Raw genomic sequence first — 23,537 nt, 5'->3', positions numbered from 1 at the left:
TATCATCGATTCCGTCTTCTTTGTACTCATAGTAGATCGGAAGGTTTGCAAGATGTGTTTTGAATCTCCAGTCAGAGGATCCGTCCATACCTGCAGATGTGAAAGCACCTTTGATTCCAAGCTCGTCCTTTCTTGCCTGAATATCATCTGCTACTTTCTTCAGATCATCGTAGCTCTTGATATCATCCAGAGAATATCCTGCTTTTTCAAGTAAGGTTTTGTTTGTGATCAGACCATAGGATTCGATTACATATGCGATACCATCTACAGCATCTCCGTCTTTGAGCTCGTAAGTATCAGAGGTAAGTCCTTTTGTGATCTCTGCATCTGTCAGATCATAGCAGTAATCTTTCCAGTTCTTAAGTCCAACCGGTCCGTTTACCTGGAACAGTGTCGGAGCATCGCTCTTTGCCATTTCAGACTGAAGTGTTGTCTCATACTGTCCGGATGCTGCTGTTACAACTGTTACTTCTGTTCCTGTTTCTTCAGTGTAAGCTTTTGCCAGGTTCTGCCAAGCTTCATCTGCTTCTGGTTTGAAGTTCAGATAGTAAACCTTTCCGCCGTCTGCTGCCATAACCGGTACGGACGGGATCATGGTTGCTGCTGTTAATGCTGCCATTGCCATTGCTGTGAGTTTTTTCATTTTCATAGTACTTGTCTCTCCTTTTTTTGTAGATTTTGTTCTCTTTCAACCTGTCTTTATTATAGATTTGTTAGTATTTTTATACTATGATAAAAAATCAAGAAATATGTTGTTTTTTCAAGATATAAAAATATAAAAAAATTGATGTACATTTTACAATTCATGCACATCAACTTCATCTTTTTGTTGAATTTCATTCAACACCCATCTTCCGTCTTCACGTATAAATGTCCAGTATTCATAAAACGACTCCGGAATCTTTTTTCCACGAACAACCTCTAATGTATCTGTATTGATATAATATCCAATCATTCTTCCATGAATCAGATAAACAATACTGGCATCTTCTTCACCTTCATCATCCCACACAGATACCGGAGTCACACTCAGGAGCTGAACTCGTTTCTGTATTGGCTTTTCATGTTTAACCTTCATCCATTCAAGTTTTGTAGTCCAACTTTGGGCAAGACTTTTACTCAGATACTTTTCTGCATAAGATGGATCCAGGAGCCTCCAGCATTCCTGAATAACAAAATATGCATTCTTCACATATTTTTGCATTTCTTTTGCATTCCAGTCTTCGCCCGGCTTTTCAAATTTCTTCATTTTTTGAAGACTTTTGTATTTTGCCTTTTGAATATAGCAATGAAATGCAATCGTTCCAGCCCCGGCAAAACATGCCATTGCCATCCAGCCAACTATCGTTTGCGACCATCCACCCGGACTCTCGTCATCCGTATAGTTTGATTCATTATTATAATGATATGTTCCACCGGAACTTCCCCCTGAACTTCCTCCTGAAGATCCGCCGCCGGCCCTCGCATAACATGTAATTGAAAAGCACAGACAGCAGATACATGCGAGCAGTATACAACAGATTCGTCTATGTCTCGTCATCTTTTTATTCGCTCTTATTTTTCTTTCGTTTACGGGAGATCAGACCAAGAAGGTTCTCATCTTTGGTATCGGAAAGATCATCATCGGTTACGGTTGGCTTGGATACTACGTACGCTCCTCTGGCGGCCGGCGGATCATTCTCCTGCTCAGTCATCTCTTCTGTCGACTCGTTCAACGGAACCTCTTCTTCTCTCACCTGCACAACATCGAGGGATTCTTCCATCTCGGAAACTTCCCTGTCATAAGCATTGCTGTCGAAAGGTTCTTTATCAGAAGTTTCTTCCTCACTGTCAGATAAATCGTCTGCTGGCTCTGCCTTCCTGCGTGAGTTCCACGGTGCGTATTCCGGTACGACCGGTTCTTCTGGCTGTGCAGAACTTTCTGCATCATCAGATATGATCTCGCTGTCTGCATCGACTGCTTCTGCTTCCTGTTTGAGTTCTTTCAGACCGTGACGGAGGAGGATCAGGTAGATGAGGTCTACTACTCCGTTGCAGAGGAAGATCCAGCCTGCGAAGATCACGGTGTATTTCACCATGGTGAATGGATTGATCACCAGGGAAATTCCGAGGCCGATGAAGATGAGGCTTCCGATCAGGAGGAATTTCCAGGCACCGCTTCCTCGTTTCTTAAGTTTAAGACTTCCTTTCAGGCTCCAGATGCTGTCTACGAGGATGAAGGTTCCAAGCAGGATCGGCAGGAGCTTGACCACGATCTGCGGGTTCATGAAGAGGAAGATTCCGATAACCATGAGAACACCGCCAGAAAAAAGATCCAGGATCGTAGAATTCAGTTTTTCCAGAATATAGATCAGGATATGATAAAATCCTACAAGAATCAGCAGAATTCCAAATATAAATTTACAGATTACATTGATCGTGTTCACAGGCATAAACGCCAGGCACGCTCCAAGGGCGATATATATGATCGAGGTTACAATCTGCCCTTTTAAAAAGTTGTTGATTTTTTCCCACATGAGACTTTCCATGCTCCTTTCATCCCGATAATAAGATTTCTACAGACAGTATACCGTTTTTTGAAAGACTCGTCTATAGACATCTCTGGATGAATGTCCATTTTATAATGGCAAACCTGCAGCGGACAGTCAGACAAAAACAGACCGGAGTCTGTGGAAGGCTCCGGTCTGAATGCTGCATATATTATTTTACGGTTACTTTGATCACATAGGATTTCTTTCCTGATCTTACTGTGATCTTTGCGGTTCCTTTCTTTTTGGCTGTGATAATGCCAGTGGAAGAAACTGCCGCAATGTTTTTATTTGATGTTGCATAGGTTACTTTGTCTGTGGAGGTCAGTGGACTGATCACTGGTTTCAGTGTTGTCTTCTGGCCTTTTTTGAGAGTCATGGATGATTTCAGACCGCTGATCTTTGTAGTGGTGACTTTGCCAGACTGAACTTTGACATTCAGGGTTGCTCTCTTTCCACTCTTTAAGGTTACGATGATCTTCGCACTTCCATTACGGTTCTGCGCCCTGATCAGACCGTTTCTGTCTACAGTTACGATCTTTGTATTAGTGGAAGCCCAGGATTTGACAGAGTCTCCGTTTGCCATGCTTACTCTGACCATTCTGGTTGCCTGTTTTCTCTGCAGAGTGATGGCGGTTGTATTCAGTTTAATGGTTGCTTTGAGTTTGCTTCCATGGTATCTGGTCTGTGTGTGTTTGCAGTATACGCAGTATCCGACCTGTTTCTCCGGCTGGAATACCGTTGCTTTTGAAACAGTCTTCCATACATATTTCGGTGTATGTTTCAGTTTCGGAATTGTTTCTGTCTTTGTCGCACCGCAGACTGTACAGGTATAAGTCTTCACACCTGTTGCTGTATAAGTTGCTTTCTTTGTCACTACACCTTTGTCATAGGTATGTTTATTTGTCTTTGCGATCTCTTCTGTCTTTGTTGTTCCGCAGACTGTACAGGTGTAAGTCTTTTCCCCTGCTTCTGCGCAGGTTGGCTCTTTTGTTACTTTTCCTTCATCGAAGACATGTTCTTTTGCTTCAAACTGGGCAAGTGGAGCAACAAAATATGTGTATGGTGTTTTTGTTACTGTGAGCTGGTAGTTTCCGGCTTTGTCTGCTTTGATGGAAGCTACACCATCTGCGTCTGTTACAAATTCTGCTGTCTCATTTGTATCAAGATTTTTCAGTTCCACAGTACAGCCTGCTTCTGCAGACGCACCTGCTGACATCATATTTCTTCCATAGAGTACTGCCTGGAATTCTTTTCCGGCACAGATTTCGGTCGGAACATCCTTAAAGTACATGAACTCGTCGCTCCAGCTTGTTGTGTCTGCAAGCAGATAAATACTGAATTCATCACCTGAATGCAGTACGGTTGTATTTGCGACAGTTCCCATACCTGTTTCATCTACCGGATATTCGTTATTTACATAATAGCCGACATTTCCTGTTGTATCTTCAAAAACGGTATTGATCCATCCGTTTGTTCCCACGTTGAGATATCTGGACGGATCTGCATCAAATGCTTCTCCATACATTGCTTTGTGCAGTGTGTATAACGCATCTACTACAGTTACCTGATTCTTCATTGCTTCTGGTTTTTCGTATCCATAAGCAGCTGCGTCTTTTGCTGTGACAGTAAGATCCCGAAGGCTTGCTGGCTGGTTTGCCATATTGACTCTGATCTTAACCTCGGCAACGGCTGTATTCTGTGCATCTTTTGCTGTATCAACAGCTTTCTGAAGTGCCTGTGTAGCATCACTCAGTTCCTCTTCTGTTACATTTTCTTTGTTCAGAACTGCTGTTGCTGTGTCAATAGCTTCCTTAAGTGTGGCCTTTGTTCCTTCCGGATATTGACCTGCTTCTGTTCCCTCTGTCATTCCATCCAGAAGTGTCTGTGCCTCACTGATCAGTTTCTGAAGACCTTCTGCTGCGGATTTGGTACCTTTGATGGTAACGGTTACAGAAACCGGCTGTTTGTAAAGTTTCTGCAGGACTGCATTATCCGGATGTTTTGCAGCAGCTTCTCTGTAAAGTTCACTGCTGAGTACAGAAGAAATCGTAATCTGTGTGTCGGTTTCTCTTCTTGTTACAACAAGGTTCTCATGTCCTACTACTGCATTATTGGAAGATTTGAATTTGTTGTATCCTGCACCTTCCATTTCCCATGGATCTGTAAACTGATCGTCCGGAATAATACCCTTGCCGGTCTTGTCATCAAAATTATAGATCCATTTCGGATTTCCGTCTTCTCCAAGAATCATTTCCTGGAATGGATGTAGATTTCCTGTGATGGAATCTTTGTCTGCATACTGTCCGTCATTGATTCCGTCAAAATAATGAGCCTTTGCCAGTTCCATCAGATTTAACTGATCCTGAACTTCTGCCTCTGTGATTGCTTTGACTGTAACCGGAATCTTCTTGGTCGCAGTTACTCCATCACGGGTAAAGGTCACGATCAGATTTGCGTTAATATCATCATTAGAGGCAAAACGATCTACAGCAGCTCTGTAACCATAAATTGTAATGGCCGCATTATCTGAAGTTACTGTGATTTCTCTGTTATTAAATACATTTTCACCATTCGCATCTGTGATCCTCGTGTATCTCGGAAGCTGAAGATCTGAGGTACAGTTTGCCAGATCAACTGCTCCTTGTGTATTAGAGTCTGTAATCTTATCTGCTGTATAATATTGGTCAAGAATTGCCCGAAGTTCTTCTTCGGTAGGTTTGGTTATGCCGGTACCTTTGACGGTTACTTTGAACTCTTTTGTCAAAGTTGCAAAATCAGATACTTTTTCTACATATCCGTTCAACAGTCTGTCATTTGCATTAAAGGTAGCTGTCAGGGTCACTTCTTTATCTTCCTGCTGCGGAGTAACCACACCTTCTTTTGCATCAATCAGAGAACCCCAGCCGGTGTCTTTGAAGCTGATTACGCTTTCATCAGAGGATGTCCATGTAATCTTGGACCATGCAGTGTTTACACTGCTGCTCATGCACTGTGGAAGTGTCAGATTTGAAGTTACTTCTGCCGCATCTGTATTGGAACCTTTGATCTTGTCCCAGGTAAGATTCTCCTGATCTGCTGCCATCTGTGTATTAAAGTAGTCACGATCCCAGCCGATGGTTGCTCTGCTTTCAGCTGTTTCTGCCTTTGCACCATTCTTCTCGAATACAAAAACAAGGTTTATATTTTTGGAATTGACTGCTGTAAATGAATTCGGTGCCTGTGCATAGTAATGAATAGTTCCATCTGTTGCAACGGTGTCTGGGTCATCACTGGATTTGACAGAAACCGTCACACCTGTTGTATCCATGCCAAGTGCCTCGATTTTGGTCTTAACAAGATCACAGATATTCTTGCAGGATGCAAAATCCGGACGGAGTGTTCCCACTTCTTTGTCAAACTTCTCTTTGATGGCATTTACGGTTTCTACATCTGCCGGGTCAATGCTTGATACCATTTTGACATCAATGGATACATTCTCGTCATCACCGGATGGTGTATAAGTAGCTGTTACATCTTTGTAGTCCGAAGCTTTGACAGTATAGGTGTAGGTCACGCCTTTTTTCATGGTGTAGCTTCCATCTTCGTTTGCTTTCAGCTCTGTTGTTTCTGTTTCGTCCTCATCCCACGGATCTTCCTCTTCATAGGTTACCTTGATGGATGCATTCTCGATGGCTTTGCCGTCATTGTCTACCGGATTGAATTTTACATTATAATCTATAATATTTTTTTCCAGCTGAATATCAATGGTCTGGTCCCCGGACGGTGTGAAGGAGCTGCTTGCAGTTTTGTAATTTGGCGCTTCTACGGTATAGTTGTAGGAAGTTCCATCTATGAGATTGTAGCTTCCGTCTGCTTCCGGATTTACCGTACTATAGTATCCTTTTTTGACACTCACTTTGGCACCATTGACCGGATTGCCGGATTTGTCGGTCACATTGAATCTGATGTTTCTTGTAACGATTTTCTTCAGTGTAACGGTTTTTACTGTATTTACCTCTGTTGGATTGAAGGTAAAATAGCTTTCTGTGTAGTCGTTGTATCCGTCTTTCTTGACAGTCAGGCTGTATCCTGCACCCTTTTCCATGTCATAGGAGCCGTCAGCTTTCGGAGCAACTGCATTCCAGTTTTTCTCCAGTGTTACGATTGCATCCGGAATCAGATTACCTTCCTCATCGACTACATTTATACGCATAGTATAGTTCGGTTCTGCTGCTTCTATGATAATGGTAAATTCCTGGGTTGCAAGAGCGGCTGAAGCTGCCTGTGTTTCATCGTTGATCACATCAGCGGATGTATCAGCGGAAAACAGTCGCAGCGTTGCTTGGAAGCTCTGTGCTCCCTGCTCTGCTGTTGGCCGGTTAATACGCAGACTTCCAAGATTGGCAGGTTTTTTTGTTCCGATATTCACCCATGGACAGTCACTGTTAATATACCATCCCACTCTGTAATTTGAAGAAGAGCTCTCTGTTTTAAAACGCAGGCTACTAATTTTACTACCACTAGTCGGTATTTTAAGTCCCACTGAATAAGAAAGACCATCCTGGCTTTTAACAACACCGGCGCCACCACTTGTGATAATCTTATTATTATCTACATAATTGTTTTTAAGATACTCATCTGCTGCAACTTTCGCATCATCAACGGCATCTCCCACTGCCTCTGCGCCATCGCTGAATAAAGCATCCTCCGCATCTGCTGAGAAGTCCGCATTCTCCTCATTAACAGTTACTGCTTCCTCAGAAGGTTCTTCTGCCTGGAAGTCCTCTGTTTGCGCTTCTGCACTGCCAGTATCCTCTTCAACAGAAATATCTGCACTGTCCTCCTGTGCTTCTGCTGTTTCTGCTTCTCCATCAGAGAATTCGATATCGGCAGCAAAGGTATTCGCCGGTACCGCTGTTACTGTCATCATCGCTGCCATGGAGATGGCCGACAATCTCTTTAAAAGTTCTTTTTTCTTCACTTTGCTCCTCCTTTTGTGAATTATTTTTGGCAACAAAAAACAGAGTCTCATAATATAGATGAGTCTCTGTCCTATACAACGCGCTGGTAATGCCGACTTAAAATATTTCCGCGTCAATATCTCACACAGCAAAAACAGTTCCGGAATCGCACCGGATTTCCACAAACTGACCGTCTCCGGTCAGACCACGCCTGGTTATGTCGTTGAGCCTATTATAGCATTTCTGTCTGAAAGCGTCAATTTTTTCTATATTAATTCTTGCTTTTTTCGAAAAAAAGGGCGATACTTTCATGCATTTTCGTTTTATTTATTACGTTTTTCTGTATCTGACCGGGGGAGTTTTGGCGAATCAGGTACAATATCGAAAGGTTCTGTCGGTCAGGATCCTTGCGAAGATGAGTCCCAGGGGGAGAGCCGCTATGATCAGAATCGCGGCGGCGAACCAGGAAGCGGCTGTGGCAAGTGACATTATCCCAAGATTATAAAAGCCTCTGTAGAGATACAGCCCCGGTACCATGATAACAATCGAGGGAACCGTCAGGGAGATTCGCGGATAACCCACTTTGTTTTTTATCATGGATGCCAGAAGGCCGGCTGTCAGCGCACCGATGAATGCGGCAGCGGCAGGCGGCATTCCTGCCAGATCTGCAAGTTCCAGACGGAGCGCATTGGCAGCCGCTCCGATCACTCCTGCTGATGCTGCCAGCCGGACCGGACTGTTGAACATGATCGAGAAACCGAACACTCCACAGAAACTGGTTACAAGCCTGCATAAGATCCACATCTCTGCCGGCAGGGAGAATTTAATAAAATCAACCGGCTTCAGATGCAGAAGCAGTGCCATGATCCATGCGGACATTGCTGCAACCAGAATAATGATCAGCGCATACATCAGTCTCTCGGTTCCAGAGCGCATATCCAGCTTGGCAAGGTCAATTCCGCTTGTGATAAACGGAAATCCCGGAATAATAAACAGCATGGCACAAATGTATCCCGCCTCATGCTGAATGGAAATACTGAACAATATCTCACCGATCTTCAGAAATCCGGCATAGACCAGACAGGCCATAGAGACAGAAGAAACGATGCAGAGAAACAGAGTAAAATGATGCTTTGTCAGTTTGCATCTCAGGAAATTCCCGATCCCGGCTCCTGCAAAAGCGCAGAACATCTCAATCGGACCGCCACCCAGCAGGAACGTAAATCCACAGCATGCAAGCGCCGCCGCAAATCCAAGTGTGACCGGTGAATACAGTCCGTGTATTCTTTCGATATCATCCAGAAGAGAATGCAGTTTCTCTCCAGACATGTCTTTTCCCTCGATTTCAAATTCCCGGATAAAATGCTCCAGCCGGTTCAGCTTGGAAGTGTTTACTCCGGTATTGGTAAGACACAGTGACTGTGTAAAGCCGTTTTCGCCGTCAAAACAGGTGTACTCGATCGACATCAGGCCGATATCTGCCGTACAGGTGATCCCCATGGTTTCTGCCAGCGCATTCATGGAGCTTCTGACTCTCCATGCGCCGGTTCCGCATGACAGAAGCATGATTCCCACACGGCCGATGATGGATGCTTTTTCTGTAAGACTCGCCTCTGTTACCGGAACATCTGCCCCGTTTTCATCTGTGTATTCATGCCAGGCGATATCCATATGATTTTTTCTGATGATCTGCTGCATCGTTTTCACTTCCCCGCCTGTCTGTTTATTTCAACCAGAATGTGTTCCCGGCATCCCAATCCGATACCGTTTGCAATCTCGATATTTTTTTCCATTTTTCTCTCAAAATGATGAAACGGGAGAAAAATTCCCAACGTGGCTGTATTTTTTTCTCTGCCTTCCTCATCTCTGACTCCATAGTACATCAGAGCACGCGGCAGTTCCTCCTGAAGACGCATCAGGAAATCCCACACAACTGCATAGATTCTGTCCTCGTTGATGTCCAGCTTTACGGACTCCGGAAAACGGAACATCAGGAGAATTCCTGTGTGTTTTGAAATCTTTTCGGTTACGATTTCACCACTGTCTGTATAACTGTGATTTTCCCGGAATCCATCTGCCATATACATCTGATAATCCGGTATTTCATCCTGCTCTTCATAAAGTTTGTGGAACATTTTGTATTTTTTCTCGTAAAGATGATTTTTGAATTCATTCAGAAGATTTCCTTTATCATCTGTGAGAAGAACCGGATTCTCCACACCTTTGTCATTGAACCGTATCGGAATCAGAAAAGAATTCCTCAGAAGGTCAAAAACGCTGTTGTTACAGACTGCCATGAGAAAAGCGGAAAGATCCTTATTCTCATAGGCATTGAACAAAGCCGCCGCAAAAACCGTTCCCGGAATGTCTGTCCCGGCACCTTCGCTTTCTTCTGCGGATGGTATCACCTCAAAGAAGGTGTTTTTTAACCGCTCGCAGGCATTTGGATTTGTAAGAATTCTGTCAAAAATCTGCTCTGCTTTTTCTTCTCTTGGAAATATGGTACTCATAATACCGCCCCTTTCGAGCATTATTATAGAACCGCAGAAATCAAATGTAAATTTCATCTCTTCTATATTTAATATAACCTTCTGGGCAGATCAAAACACAGCCTATTGCGATCGCCTTTATGATTTTGAACTGATCCATTCCTGTATTACAACTTCGTCAGTCTGAAGTGCTTCTGCAATCTTCTCCAGTGGAAATTTCATTTTATTCAACGCCATAGCTGTTTCTTTTGCTTTTTGCAATTCCCCCTCTTTCAATCCGGCTTCGTATTCTGCCTTTCGCAGTTTTCGTTCTTCCTCTTCTTTGTCGTATTCGAATATACTCATTGCGATCACCTCCGATTTGTTTTTTCGAAGGAATTCTGCAAGGATTCCGCTCTGGATACAGTCGTTGACTGCCTGTTCTACGGCTGTGTCCAGGTCGGTGCTTCCTGCGTATTCCCGCACTTTTGCTACATATTGGGCATATTCTCTCAGGATCTGACACTGCTCCAGTAACTGGCTGTTGTGGCCTTCGTTGATATTCAGGGTAATCACCTTTAATTCCAGGTTCGGCTCACCGGTCAGGTTTTCGTAGGATTCTGACAGGTAACTGACCCAGCTGTCTTCTTCTCTTTCGGTTCCGTTGTAGAATACAAGGAAGTTCGGTGCCGGGATCTTCTGGATGCTGGATGAATACAGGGATCTGTGGTCTACGAGCTTCTGGTATTCCCCTGCTATGTAAAAGAGATCCCTCAGCGGCATATTTGGGTTGTAGGTTGACTGGTGTTCATACAGAAACAGTCCCGTGTCCACAATAAATGCCAGATCATTCTTCATTCCCATATAGACTGCATTTTCCAGCGTCACGATCTCCAGTGCGTCCGGGTCTTCGTAGCTGCTTCCGTTTACTGCATTGTAAAGGGAAAGCAGATTTTTGCGATCAGAGAACAGCATTCGGAAAAGTTTCAGAACGTGATGTACTGTCTTTCTTTTCACTTCGAACCCCTGCTTTTTTTGTTTTGACTGGAATTTAAAAGCATGGATTTCTGAAATGATTTTAGAAAAAAATAATTAGACGGCAAAAATGCCCTGAACTTCTAAGAAATATGCTTTGTTTTATACTAGCATTCTTTCTCTTTTGGTTCAAGGCATTTTGAGGTTATTTTATAATTTTAAGTATCTGTTTATTTGCCGGTCACAATTTTATTTAACAGTTACTTTGATCACATAAGATTTCTTTCCGGATCTTACTGTGATCCTTGCGGTTCCTTTCTTTCGGGCGGTGATCACGCCTCTGGAAGAAACGACTGCCACGTTTTTGTTTGAAGAACTATAGGTGATCTTCTCCTGGGAAGTGAGTGGTGTCAGAACCGGTTTCAGGGTCAGTTTCGCCCCTCGTTTCATGGTCTGAGAAGAGCGAAGACCGGTGATCTTTTCGGTCCTGACTATGGACTTCTGCACTGTGACATTGATGTACGCTTTTTTGCCGCTTCTGAGTGTCACTGTGATTCTGGTCCTGCCGGCACGTTTTCCGGTGATCCTGCCTCTGGAATCTACCGTTGCAATATTCCGGTTGGAGGAAGTCCAGGAACGGATGGAATCTCCTCTCGCAAGCCCGCTGACTTTTACCAGGGCTGTCGTCTGTTTTACCCGTAATTTAATATTCGTAGTATTGAGCCGGATTGTCGGGGTCAGCTTCCTTCCGACGGTTCTGGTCTGAACAGTTCCCTTTGTTCCCTTTCGCTGCTGTTTCTCCGGTGCAAATACCGTTGCTTTTGATACGGTTTTCCATGCCCCGAATTTCTCCGGCACAGGGGTCGGCTTTGGTGTCGCCGTTGGTGTGGGAGTTACCGTCGGTGTCGGTGTGGAAATCGTTTCTTTTCTCTGAATGGTCAGAGTGTATTCTGTTTTCTTTCCTGTCTTTGCTGTGACAACGATTTTTACCTGCGCTTCTTCTACGGAAGCATCACTCTCAAACCAAGCGTTAAGCCGGACTGCCAGCCCACTTCCTGTCACCTTTCCACTGGATGTTACTTTACTGATGCCTTTTCCTGCTTCTATGGTCACTTCTGCAGACGGATCTGCCGGTTCTGCATAGATGCGCAGGAAAGAACTGCCCAGATAGGTGACACGGTAACTGGTTTTGTCTGCGCTGAATGCCGGTGTCAGTGCCAGCCATTTCGTACTGTCCGAATAGGTATTGCTGGTGCTGGCGGTCAGGTTCGCAAGGTTTGTATTTCCCTGGTCTTTTGTCAGATGGAGCGTATAGGTTCTGCTCTTTCCTGCCAGAGCTGCCACGACCGTAACCTCCGCGCTTCCGGAGCTTACATCTGCGGTATATGTATTTCCGGCAGCTTTTCCATTGACCGTCAGGGTGCATCCTTCCGGGGTTTTGAAATTCAGGGTTACTTTTGAGGCATTTTCTGCGGTTCTTATGGTGTACTCTGTTACAGAACGCTGGAAAGCTTTGTCCCAGGTTACTTTTCCATTGTCTGCCTGTGCAGTCACACTGTCCAGATATGCACCGTTTGTCTCGACTGCCATCAGGTAGTTGGAGTCATTTTTGTAGTACAATGTTCCGTCTCTGTCAGCGCAGATCGTACTGATGCAGTACTGCTGCTGGTCACTTCCCGGACGGAACAGTTCTTCTGCTTTTCCAGAGGTCTGTCCCGGCTCGTCTGCCAGCATATAGAGTCCGCCCGGTCTGGCATTGTAGGTAAAATACAGGTAAACACGTCCGTCTGCCTGTCCGTCCCCGTTGAAATCCTGATTCTCGTATGCAGTAGAAAGAAGCGGTGCTGCCTGCGGATATCCCGGAATCGAAACTTCATATGCCAGGGAAAGTCCTGCATCGGATTCATTCAGAACATCGAAATGATGTCCCGCATCGGCGTCAAACCGGTGGCTTTCCTGTCCGCAGACACCGACATAGATTCTTCCTTTGTATACTACCGGGGCTGCTGTTGCCATGCCACCGAGGTTGTAACTGTCTGCTCTGCCAAAGGTTCCGTCCGTATTCATCGCCACACGGTAAAGGTAGCCGCCTTTTGTTGTAAAATAGACGTATCCGTTGTTATAAACTACGGTGGAACGGATGTCTCCGTTAAGTCCTGTCAGTTTGTCCAGAAGGAGACCTGTATGGGTGTTGACAGAATAGAGGATTGCCGTGCTGGTATAGTTTTTTTCTCCGGAACCATCATCGGAGCCGAATACGAGATAATCGCCGGACGCATAGGAGCCTGCCCAGTAAAAACCGCCTTTGTGGTTGTATTTCCAGGTACAGTACTTGGTTTCATCACCTTTTGACGGATCCTCATCGGTCACGGAAAGGCAGAAATAAGAGCCTGCCGTGGTCTCGGAATTCCAGGTTCCTGTGTAGATATATCCATCTTTGTATGTGATCGGAGAGAGGGTCTGGCCACCCAGCGATTCACTGATCCAGACGGATCTGAGAGTGGAAGCACTGACTGCCTGAATCTGGCCGCCACCGATCTGGGCGAACAGCATTCCCTCTGCATAGGTAAGCGGATTCAGCGCATAGATCATATTTCCGTTGAGCGGTTCACTGGTTGCTACAATATCTCCTGTATTTTTGTCGAGTTTGTAGATAAACTGTCCGGATGCCACATACAAATAGCCTCCCAGGATCAGCGGTGGTGTGACAGATGCCTCCTGGCCGACACCAATGCGCATCGCCCATTTCTGCACGGTCGAAGATGTATCGGTCGGTGTGGATGTGCCTGTAATTCCGTTATTGTTCTCGCTGTTCCGGAAATTAGTCCAGTCATTGTCGGTAATCTCCGGCTGGGTGGCATCCTGTTTCTTAAGTTCTACAGTGATCTCAGCCTGTTCTCCTGCCTTAAAGGTATTTCTCTGTGAAATATAGCCATAGTGGGAAACATTCCAGGTATACTCCTGGCCTTTGATCAGGGAAGCAAATGTGCTGGCAGAATCCTGTGACGGTTCCATGCGTTCTCCGTTTTTGTCGTAAACGCTGATGACTGCATCCTGCGGTGTCACCTGAAATGTCACAGAATCGCTGAGCTGTTTCTGAACGGTGACTTTGTAGCTTCCTGTAGAGGTATAGGTTTTTTCCTGACAGTCCGGATCCGCATAGGTTCCATCCTCTTTCATCTCAAAGGCGATCTCCGTCGAATCTCCGTTCAGAGGGATCTCGATCGGATCTCCTGATGAAATGCTCTGTCCGTTTATGGTGAGACCATACCAGTTTTCCCCGAAAGGTACTGCCCTGATCTTCACCTTGTCCGTTCCGGTCACAGACACTTCGTAGTCTCTTGTCACTCCGGAGGTGTCAAAATCTGTGATCAGGTTTTTTGCCATGTCGGTATCGGTCGGCAGGTAGCATCTGATCGAAGAAAGGTCCAGTCTTCGAAGCACTACGAGTTTATAAGTTACGCTGTCGCTTTCGGTTCCTGCCTTGATGGTGTAGATGGCTCTTTTTCCATTGCCGGAAGCAAAAATATCCGAAAATGAATATCTCTGTCCGTCTGTGTATGCAGTGGCGGACATCTCTTTTGTTTCCTGTTTTCCTGACAGATTCCATGCGGAGAGTGTCACAGTGGATCCTTCCGGTGCGCCTTCTGCAAGGTTGGCACTGATCCAGAGTGCGGAAGAGTTATAGTTGGAACCATATTCTACGGTGTAGACTCTGCCGCCGAATTCTTCGTCCATGTCTTCTCTTCTGTCGAGTTTCAGAGCGTCTTTTACCCCGTTTCCGGTATAGACGTTTAAATCTGTCAGATATTCTTTCTGATCTTCGGTCTCATCTGTGATCTGCACTTCCGGTGCTTCGCTGTCATCGGAAATCAGATCATCGGCGCTGAAGTCATCGGAAGGTGCATCCGGATCCGGGGTTTCCGCAGTGTCCTGACCGTCCTGTGAACTGAAATCATCCGGCTGTTCCAGATCGACCTCTGCCGGAGCTTCCGGTTCAGACGGTGTTTCCGGCTCTGTCTGGTCTTCTTCCTGTGTTTCTTCTACGGAGATTTCCGAAGAAAAGTCAGCTTCTGCACTGAAATCTGCTCCATAGGCCGGCGCGCTTCCTGCCAGAAGTGACGCACACAGAAGACCTGTCAGCCATTTTTTCATGATCGGCTTCATAAAATAAATTCCCTCCTTATCTTTGTTTCTGTCATATCATCGGATCACTCAGTTTCTGTTTTTTGTAATGTCGTCTGGCTCCGGCAAAGAATCCGAGATACAGAATTCCTGCCAGTGCGAACACCAGAAGTGTCCTGGTCAGAAGACGCATGTGCTTCCAGGTGTGGGAGATTTTTCCCACGGTGCCGGTGGCGCTTCCGGTCTGTTTCCCGCCGGCCGCTGAACTGTCTCCCGTGCCGCCTTTCCCGCCGCCCTTTGGCGCAGAAGCTGTTGCTGCGGCTGCTTTTTTGGCTGTTTTGTCTGTTTTTGCGGTTTTGCTCTGTTTGTCTGAACTTCCGGTGTTTTTTGTGCTGTTGTTTTTGGATGCTGGTTTCTCATGGACAGTCAGTTTCTTTTTGCCGCTCTGCTCTGTGTCCTCTCCGTCCTTCTGCGTTTTGGATCCGGAAGATTTTTCTTTTGCCTGAACCGTTTTGAGCTTGTCCAGCGAGCCCTCTCCATTGTTCTGGCCTCCCGGAAGAACCGCTTCGGATTTGTTGCCGCCGTATCCCGGTCTCTGTGCGACATTTGTACCGTTACCGTTATTCTGTTGGGTCTGCCCCTTTTTCTTAATATCCGGGATCCGGATCACCAGACGGTCACTGACGTTTCCTGCTGTGTCTTTGACTACGATCACCAGGTCTTTCTGACCCTGGGTAAGTCCGGTCAGTGTGATGGTGTTGGTTCCGGCGGAAACTTCCTCGCCTGCCCCTTTGGTATCGGGTGTGGGGATTTTTGCTCCGGCTTCTCCTGCCTGGTAGTAACACATTCCTCTTTCGCTGGTCTTGTATACCACAGAGGCCTTATCTTCGGAAATCCTGCTGGCGCTGACTTTTTTGAGCACCGGAGCTGTTTTGTCCGTCAGGCTCAGGGTAAGATAATAATCTCTGGATGTCCCGTTCTGTGCGGTCACATGAACGCGGAGCTTTGCTTCTTTTTCCTGAGAAGCAAAATAAATCTTCCAGTATGGATGTTTTTCTTTGTCCTGTGTACCTTTGATGGTCTCATCTTTCTGCACGGTCGAGGCTTTGATCCCGCTGAGCGCATAGACCTTTACTGTGGCACCGGAGGCAGATTCCAGCCAGAGGTTCAGGCTCTGCCGTTCTCCGTCGTAGGTGGCGCTGTATCGGTCATGGTCTTTTTTTAATGCCGGATCCAGCTTCAGGATTCCTTTGCCGTAGGTGTCTGAGCTGGAAACATACAGATGCTTAAGCTCTGCATCATTACCGGTCAGGGAGATCCTGTACTGTGTTGTCTTTGTATCTGCTGTTATGGTTTCTGTTTTTGTCTCATAGCCGTCCTTTGAAACGGTGATCGTATACTTCTCGCCTTTGTAAAGCGCATAGATTCCACGGGAGCCTTTGATCTCCTGTCCCAGTTCATTGTGGACGGCAACGGTGGCATCTGCCGGTTCTGTATGAACTGCCGCATGTACCTTTCTGGCTGCTGCCAGAGAAAGTTTCAGTGCTTCTGTCATTCTGTTGCCGTTCTGATCCTGTACAAGCAGATAAATCTCACAGGCGGCATCTGCCGGAACGTTTACGGACTGCTGATTGTCTCCGGTCTCAACCGGACGGGCAGTGCTTTCAAAATCAAATACCGGCTGCTGGCCTTCGCGGACTGCCGAAATACAGACCTTGCCTTCCCCGTCTGCCTGATACAGAAGAACCACCTGATTGTCCGCTGTCCGGATGGCTCTGACTTCTGTGAGATGCAGCGCACATTCTTTCTGTGGCGGTGTCTCGGTCGGAGACGGAGCCTCGGTCGGCTCCGGACTTTCGGTCGGTTGTGGTGCTTCGGTCGGATCCGGGCTTTCGGTTGGCTGCGGTGCTTCCGTTGGCTGTGGTTCTTCCGTTGGCTGCGGCTCTTCTGTCGGTTCGGGTTCCGGTGTTTCCAGAGGTTCCTGAGTTGGTACCACTTCTTCTGTATTTTCCTGATTTATATCATCGGAAAGTTCAGAAAATTCCGCGACCTGGCTGCCGGAAGGTTCCTCCGCCGCACCTGCCTCACAGACCGGCACTGTTCCTGCCAGAAGCACTGCCGAAAGTGTTCCCATTACAAATCTTTTGTTCATTTACCAGTCCCCCCATGTCTCGCCATTTGTTCCGGCTCCTACGTCTGCACCTGAGTACAGAGAGAAACGGATCCGGATCTCATCTCCGTCTGCCGGAAAATATGCCGACATTCCGACATTCATATATTCTCCGTTGACAAAATACAGCCATCCGGAATCCATTGTAAAGTCAAACTCACCGAGCCAGTTGGCATCGTGTCCTGACAGCTGACAGTTGACCGCTTCAAGATGCGCCATCAGATCATCCGGGATCGCCGCGCCTGCTGTGATCCCGCCACGTCCGATCGCCTTGAGGTAAAAGCCTCCTGTCGCATCTCCGTCATTTCTCCAGTCCAGTCCACTGTTCTGTAACAGTCTCAGTACCACGGAAGAAAGCTGTTCTCCCTGATAAAAGTCAACAGAAGTCGAGGGAAGGATTGTTCCAAGTCCTACGCTTCCGGCCTCAATGCTGATGCTGACGGAGCCTGCCGGTTCTGCACCGCCTTCCTCGCCTTTGTAGATGGTAAACGTCGGCAGTGTGGTACTCCAGCCTTCTGTATCGGTTGCCTTGATATCTATGGTATTCGCATCTTCTTCCAGATCCAGACGGTACGCGAGCACGCCCTGAGAAGGCTCGCCGCTGACCGAAAGTCTCTGTCCGTTGCCATAAACTTCAAGAGAAGTAGAGCCAAGGCTGTTTCCATACCAGTCTTTCGCCTGTACATAAAAGGTACGGTAAGCGGCGTTGACGGTCTCTCCGTCTGTCAGATCTGTCGCGATCGTCGGATAACGGTCTTCGTCCTCGTCCTCTGACGGCGGCTGCGGAGTCGGGGTGACCGGTACTTCCGCACCTTCCTGATTCCGGTTGTCATCTCTCTCCGGTTCGTCCTCGTCGGATTCATGGGAATCCTCCTGGTCATTGTCATACTGAATCGTATTTTCCTCTACATCGCTCTGTATGCCGTCATCTCCCGAAGAGGTTTCCGGTGTCTCCGTTACATCTGGTTCCTGCTGACTCTGTTCATTCTGGTTCTGTTCGCTCTCTCCGTCTGTCAGGTCTGCTTCCTCTGTATTATCGGCTTCTTCCGTCTCGGAATCTTCCTGCTGTTCTTCTTCATCGAGAAGCTGTGCCTGTTCTCCCTGGGCTTCGTCTCCGTTCTGTGAATTTTCCTGCTGCCCGGCATAAGCATAGCCGATTCCCAGATAGCCTTTGAGGGAGCTTCCGGCACTGATCCCCTGTATCGGATTTTCCTGTATTTCTCTGTGATAGTTTCCAAGTCCGGCAAAAAGAACTCCTGCGAAGATCAAAAGGCAGGCAAGTCCCCAGAGTGCCGGGATGATCCTGGAAAATCTTTTTTTATTTTTTTTACTGTTTCTTTTCATGCTTACCCTTTAATACAGCCTTTCGATATACTTCATGATCCATTTCTCATACCAGCCTGTCGCTGCCTTAAGTTCTTTCTGCATGGTTCTGATGCAGGCTGCGGTTTCCCGGCGTTCTTCTCCTGATACCGGATGCGGACTGAATGCCGCCCGCTGTCCGATCACGGATATCTTTTGATACGTCTCTCTTGTCTTCTGTGAATAAAGTTTCGGTCCATGGCGGTAGAGAAGTTCTGCATATCCTGCCATGGCACGGACTGCACTTCGGTCGTCTCCGCTCTGGAATCTGTGCTTCCGGATCTGTCCTGCCCGGAATCTCAGGATCCAGACTGTCAGAATAACGATCAGACAGAATATATCAAATACCGACAGAAGCAGGATCAGGAATTTCTCGATCCCGAACAGTGCCAGTCTGAGACTCCAGTGTGTCTGGATATTTTCTTCCATCGGAGGTTCTTCCTCTGTCTCAGGAATTGCTGCCGCCTTTGCACCCTGCGCTTCCAGACCTGTCTTTAAGTCTGCTTCTTTCATGACGTTGTAATATTCCGGTGTCATTTCGACCGGAACCCAGCCGAGACCGTCAATGTAGATCTCTGTCCATGCGTGGCCGTTTTTGCCCGGAATCTCTATGGTGTCCCCGGATTTTTTGTCTCTGACATCTTCCGGTGTGACAAGATATCCTTCTACATAGCGGGACGGAATTCCATAGTAGCGGAACATCAGTGCCGCCGCAGATGCATAATGAACACTGTGTCCGATCTTTGTGTCTGTCAGAAAATGTTCCACAAAATCTCCATCCTTCGTATCCGGATCTGAAGCCGTACTGTAGGTCATGTTTTTTTCGAGGTATGCGCGGATCCTTGTAATCGCGGTATAATAATCGGTATGTCCCTGCTCACGGTTTCCTCCGTCTCCCAGTTCTGCCCGGAAAAGAGTTTCCAGGGAAGCCGGGAGGTCTGTGTCCTGACCATATACAAAGGTATTATAGTAGCTTTCCGCATCACGGTAATCGGTTCCCTCTCCTGATGCAAGGGTCTGATAAACTCTCGCGCCCAGTGTCGTGAAATTTCCGACCAGGTTTCTGTCGGTCCGAAGTGTATAGTCTCTCTGACCAAACAGTCCTTTTGCTCCCAGAGTGCTGTCGGTAAGCGGGGTTTCCCCGTCATATCCCTCCGGGATCTCTGCCAGTTCATAAGGTGTATAGAGGTATCTGCTGTCTGCCTTCTGATTCTCAACAGTCAGTGCAGATATCTTCCCTGAAAGCGTATCATCTCCGACCAGATTTCCGGCCTGTGCCAGCTGTGTTTCTGCATAAAATCCACCCTGATGCAGCCAGTAAAAAAGATTTTTCTGTTTATAGGCATCCCCGGTGGAAATGCTTTTCCATTCGGAGCCGTTATAGGTGCTTCCCACAAATCCGCGCAGATACAGAGAATCCGGATTTTCCATCGTCACGCGCAGTGCGGTATCGTCCGAAGCCGTCCAGGCTGCACATTCTTTGAGCCTGCCGTTCGGGAGTGAATTGATCTCACCTTTCTTATAGCGCAGATTCTCTATACCGGTGTGAACCTCTTCTTTTGCCTTTGCCACGATCTCCATGGAAGAATAGTCTGCTTCCGGAAGTATCTGTGCAGCCAGAAGTCCTGCCACAAACATCACGCCCAGTGCCAGAATGCCGCCCTCCCAGAAAGCCCGGGAGCTTTGCGCCCTCCCATCTGACTTCGTGGAATGTGTCAGCATAAAGTTCAGTTTCAGAAGAAGTCCCAGATAAAAAAGGAAACAGACCTTATGATCCGGTACGCCCTCTGTAAGAAGAAGGAGCGCCGGGTACAGAGCCGCACAGAGCAGGGTAAGTATACACCATCTGTACTTCAGAATGATGAGTCCCAGAACCGCCGCCATTATTCCGGGGACGATCAGAAACATTATCCGGGAGCTGTTTCCCGAGGTAATTGCTGTCGTGTCATACCGGTTCAGGTAGATTCCCGCTCTGCTGCCAAGGATATCTGCCGCGTCATTCCAGTAGAGTGCCGCTCCGTCCAGGATATTTCTGCGGAACAGCAGGAGCAGGAGCACAGCGGCCAGTGCGCTTCCGCACCGGACTGCCAGTCCCGTTTTGGGAATTCTGGCTGTGACAAGTGCCAGCAGAGTGGCCACAAAAACACTTAAAAGAACCGGCACTCTGTACACCTGCTCCGAAAAAAGCTCCAGAAACAGGATCAGCCCAAAGCCTGCCACAAGCCAGATCAGTGCAGTCTGCAGAAGGATACCTGACAGTTGTTTTCTGTATTCTCTTTTTGGGTGCTGTCCGGATTCTGTGATCCATATTTCCATGTTATGTGTTCTCCTCCGTTGTCCGGGCTGCCGGTTCCGCAGCCTATGACTGTTACCTGTCCTTTTTGTCTCAGGGTCTCCGCTTCTCTGTCATCCGGGTCCCCGGTTATGTAAATATAGTTTGCAAAGCTTTGTGTGCCGGAGTTCTCAAGATAGCCCTGTACAGCCATTCGTTTTTGTCCGCTGCTGCGAAGAAAAAGATACAGGGCGTTTTCGTAATCCTCCCGTGTCCGGACTTTCTGTATCCGGAACCTGCCTGTCTGATGGTCGTAGATTCCTGCCTGGCAGGGAATCTTCTTATCTATAAAGTCCAGAAGAACTGAGGCAAAAACTTCTGCCACAGTCTCTGCCCTTCCCGGGTCTTTGTGTTCCTGCCAGCTTTCGGCCAGGATCAGAACGGTATCATCGACCGGGTAGCTTTTTTCCCGGATCATAATGTCATCCAGCTTGCCCGTAAGCTTCCAGTGGATCTGACGGATGGAATCTCCCGGCTGATATTCGCGGATATCGTAGGTCTCGCCCGGATCATCTCCCGGACGGCTGCCGGAATAGCGAAAACTTTCCATATCAAAGCCCTCTCTGGTAAGGAAAGAAAAATCCTGCCTGTGTTCCCCCGGCATCACTACGGTACAGCCGCTCACTTCTGCCACACGTTTCACAGCCGCCACACCAAAGAAATCTCTGCATTTCCACTGTGAAAATCCAAACTCAATACAGCCGCACCAGTTACTCTTCGCCTGAAATCCCACAGTTCCGGTTTCTCTGGTCCCGAGGGAAAACGGAAGCAGGATCTCTCCCTTCTCTCCGGTAAACTGATTCTGCCAGTGCAGTGTACAGCTTCCGGATACCGGCCATATGGAATTGTTCTGCATCTTAAGGTTTCCATTAAAACATTCTGTCCTCTGGGCCGCTCTTGGAAGTTTCAGTTTCCATTCCATCTTTTTTCCGCAGAACAGAGCTGTGACTGCTGAAAAGACAAGAAGAATGCCCGAGATCATAAGAAGTACGGCAAAGATCCAGGAACCGGTATATACGGTAGCTCCTGCCATCAGAACGATCCACAGAAACCACATGATCCTGCTTTTCATCATCCTTCTACCTTCGGCTGCGGTACTTCTGCAAGAATCTCATCAAGGATCTCACGGGCGGATTTTTCCTGATATCTTGCCCTTGAATCCAGGACCATACGGTGAGCTGCCACGTCTTTGAATACCGTCTGTACGTCCTTCGGTATTACATAGTCTCTTGCGCTCATGTAGGCTGCCGCTTTTGCCATACGGCACAATGCCAGTGTTCCACGAGGGCTTAAGCCGAGGACGATCATTTCATGTTCTCTGGTCGCTTCCGCGAGTTTTGCTATATAATCCAGGACTTCGTCTGCCACATACACATCCTGCACTTCGCTCTGAAGTTTCAGGACTTCCTCTCTGGTGATGACAGTCCGCGCAAGTTCCAGCGGATTGACTTTCTGACGGTCGCGGAGAAGCTCTACCAGGCTCTGGTGATCCGGGTATCCCATGCTGAGACTGACCATAAAACGGTCAAGCTGGGATTCCGGTAACATCTGAGTACCTGAAGAACCAACCGGGTTCTCTGTCGCAAGAACCACAAACGGCTGCGGCACTTCATGGGTCTCTCCGTCCACGGTCACTCTTCCCTCTTCCATTACTTCCAGAAGTGCAGCCTGCGTCTTGCTGGAAGTACGGTTGATCTCATCTGCAAGAAGGAGGTTGCACATTACCGCACCCGGACGGTACATGAACTGGCCGGTCTGTTTCTCATACATGGTAAATCCGGTGACATCAGACGGAACAACATCCGGTGTAAACTGGATACGGTTAAATTCCATTCCCATCAGGCGGCTCAGGGCAAGCGCTGTCGTTGTCTTTCCGACACCCGGCACGTCTTCCAGAAGAATGTGGCCTCTGGCCAGCACTGCCATGATGATCTTGTCTGTAACTGCTTTTTTTCCTTTGATGATCGTCTCGAGTTCCTTCTGGAGCTGTGTTATTTTTTCCGGCAATGTCTTTTCCTCCGTTTATCTGTGATCTGTCATGTTGTAGAAACTGTTTTCTTTGTTCTGGCAGCGCTCATATGCCACCATCGCACAGAATGCCTGGTCTGTCGCCATCGGATCGCTGTCTCCGTCCTCTGTGTGGGAGAAGCTTCCGTCTTTCTGGTAATAGGTCATAAGGGTATCGTAGAGTCCCTTTCCGTCTTTCTGGAAACGCTCATCTTCATTGCAGTCAATGCCATAGGTACTCAGGGCAATGATCGTCTGGGAAACAGACTCGGAGCTCTTGTCTCCATAGGCGGTATAGCCTCCGTCTGCATCCTGTGCATCTGCCAGGAACTCTACGCCCCTGTCTATGGTGTCTTTTACGCTTTCTTCTTCCTGATACGGTTCCAGACACTGCAGCGTCATGGCCGTCAGATCCACATCTCCCTCTGTGGCATTGTCATCCAGAGAAAAACCGCCATCGGATTTTTCCTGTTCCAGAATATAGTCGAGATATTTCTTCTGAACCTCACCGTCTTTATTCGCCTGCGGATCCTGTGCATTCAGGGCAAGAAGGGCAAAAACAGCTCCGTTCAGTCCCTGAGAGACAACGGTCTCATAATCTTCCAGCGGCTTCTGGATATCATAGCC

At 47.3% G+C, this 23,537-nt stretch carries 14 protein-coding genes; all 14 read right to left on the bottom strand.

Translation table 11 applies throughout. From position 1 onward, the window contains the following. Positions 1–649, bottom strand: a 649-nt coding sequence (locus tag QZL69_RS07845; protein ID WP_291518932.1) for an extracellular solute-binding protein, incomplete at its 3' end; no start/stop codon positions are given. 147 nt (positions 650–796) lie between these two features. Continuing rightward, a complete protein-coding gene (locus QZL69_RS07840; protein WP_291518929.1) occupies positions 797–1,333 on the bottom strand; it encodes a TIM44-like domain-containing protein in 537 nt (178 codons plus the stop codon). Between the two features lie 211 nt (positions 1,334–1,544). Further along, positions 1,545–2,528: an HdeD family acid-resistance protein gene (locus tag QZL69_RS07835; RefSeq protein WP_243875156.1), complete on the bottom strand. Its 984-nt coding sequence runs from the start codon at positions 2,526–2,528 to the stop codon at positions 1,545–1,547. Between the two features lie 172 nt (positions 2,529–2,700). Then, positions 2,701–7,491, bottom strand: a complete 4,791-nt coding sequence (locus QZL69_RS07830; RefSeq protein WP_022214667.1) for a carboxypeptidase regulatory-like domain-containing protein — start codon at positions 7,489–7,491, stop codon at positions 2,701–2,703. Between the two features lie 349 nt (positions 7,492–7,840). Then, positions 7,841–9,169, bottom strand: a complete 1,329-nt coding sequence (locus QZL69_RS07825) for a threonine/serine ThrE exporter family protein (protein ID WP_022214665.1) — start codon at positions 9,167–9,169, stop codon at positions 7,841–7,843. A 5-nt stretch (positions 9,170–9,174) separates the two neighbouring features. Then, positions 9,175–9,981 carry a DUF4866 domain-containing protein gene (locus QZL69_RS07820; protein WP_022214664.1) on the bottom strand — a complete coding sequence of 269 codons (807 nt, stop codon included), beginning with the start codon at positions 9,979–9,981 and terminating at the stop codon, positions 9,175–9,177. Positions 9,982–10,098: 117 nt separating this feature from the next. Further along, positions 10,099–10,956, bottom strand: a complete 858-nt coding sequence (locus QZL69_RS07815) for a hypothetical protein (protein WP_022214663.1) — start codon at positions 10,954–10,956, stop codon at positions 10,099–10,101. Between the two features lie 207 nt (positions 10,957–11,163). Next, positions 11,164–15,081, bottom strand: a complete 3,918-nt coding sequence (locus tag QZL69_RS07810; RefSeq protein ID WP_022214662.1) for a cadherin-like beta sandwich domain-containing protein — start codon at positions 15,079–15,081, stop codon at positions 11,164–11,166. A gap of 31 nt (positions 15,082–15,112) precedes the next feature. Further along, the gene (locus QZL69_RS07805) at positions 15,113–17,191 is read right to left on the bottom strand and encodes a hypothetical protein (protein WP_022214661.1); all 2,079 of its coding nucleotides are present in this window, start codon (positions 17,189–17,191) and stop codon (positions 15,113–15,115) included. Beyond that, positions 17,192–18,553 carry a DUF4430 domain-containing protein gene (locus QZL69_RS07800; RefSeq protein WP_022214660.1) on the bottom strand — a complete coding sequence of 454 codons (1,362 nt, stop codon included), beginning with the start codon at positions 18,551–18,553 and terminating at the stop codon, positions 17,192–17,194. It lies immediately after the preceding gene. A 9-nt stretch (positions 18,554–18,562) separates the two neighbouring features. Beyond that, positions 18,563–20,887 (bottom strand): DUF3488 and transglutaminase-like domain-containing protein, encoded by a 2,325-nt coding sequence (locus tag QZL69_RS07795; RefSeq protein WP_173906613.1) that lies wholly within the window; start codon positions 20,885–20,887, stop codon positions 18,563–18,565. Next, entirely contained in the window at positions 20,800–21,978 is a 1,179-nt protein-coding gene (locus QZL69_RS07790) for a DUF58 domain-containing protein (RefSeq protein WP_022214658.1), read from the bottom strand. The genes QZL69_RS07795 and QZL69_RS07790 overlap by 88 nt, the downstream gene beginning before the upstream one ends. Next, positions 21,975–22,910 (bottom strand): AAA family ATPase, encoded by a 936-nt coding sequence (locus QZL69_RS07785; protein WP_022214657.1) that lies wholly within the window; start codon positions 22,908–22,910, stop codon positions 21,975–21,977. The genes QZL69_RS07790 and QZL69_RS07785 overlap by 4 nt, the downstream gene beginning before the upstream one ends. Before the next feature lie 15 nt (positions 22,911–22,925). Continuing rightward, positions 22,926–23,537 (bottom strand): terpene cyclase/mutase family protein (locus tag QZL69_RS07780; RefSeq protein WP_291518920.1); only part of this gene is annotated, 612 nt, incomplete at its 5' end.

It is taken from the genome of Blautia sp. CAG:237, assembly GCF_000436615.1.
GTDB classification, from domain to species: domain Bacteria; phylum Bacillota; class Clostridia; order Lachnospirales; family Lachnospiraceae; genus Blautia_A; species Blautia_A intestinihominis.
This window is presented reverse-complemented; position numbering and strand designations above follow the sequence as displayed.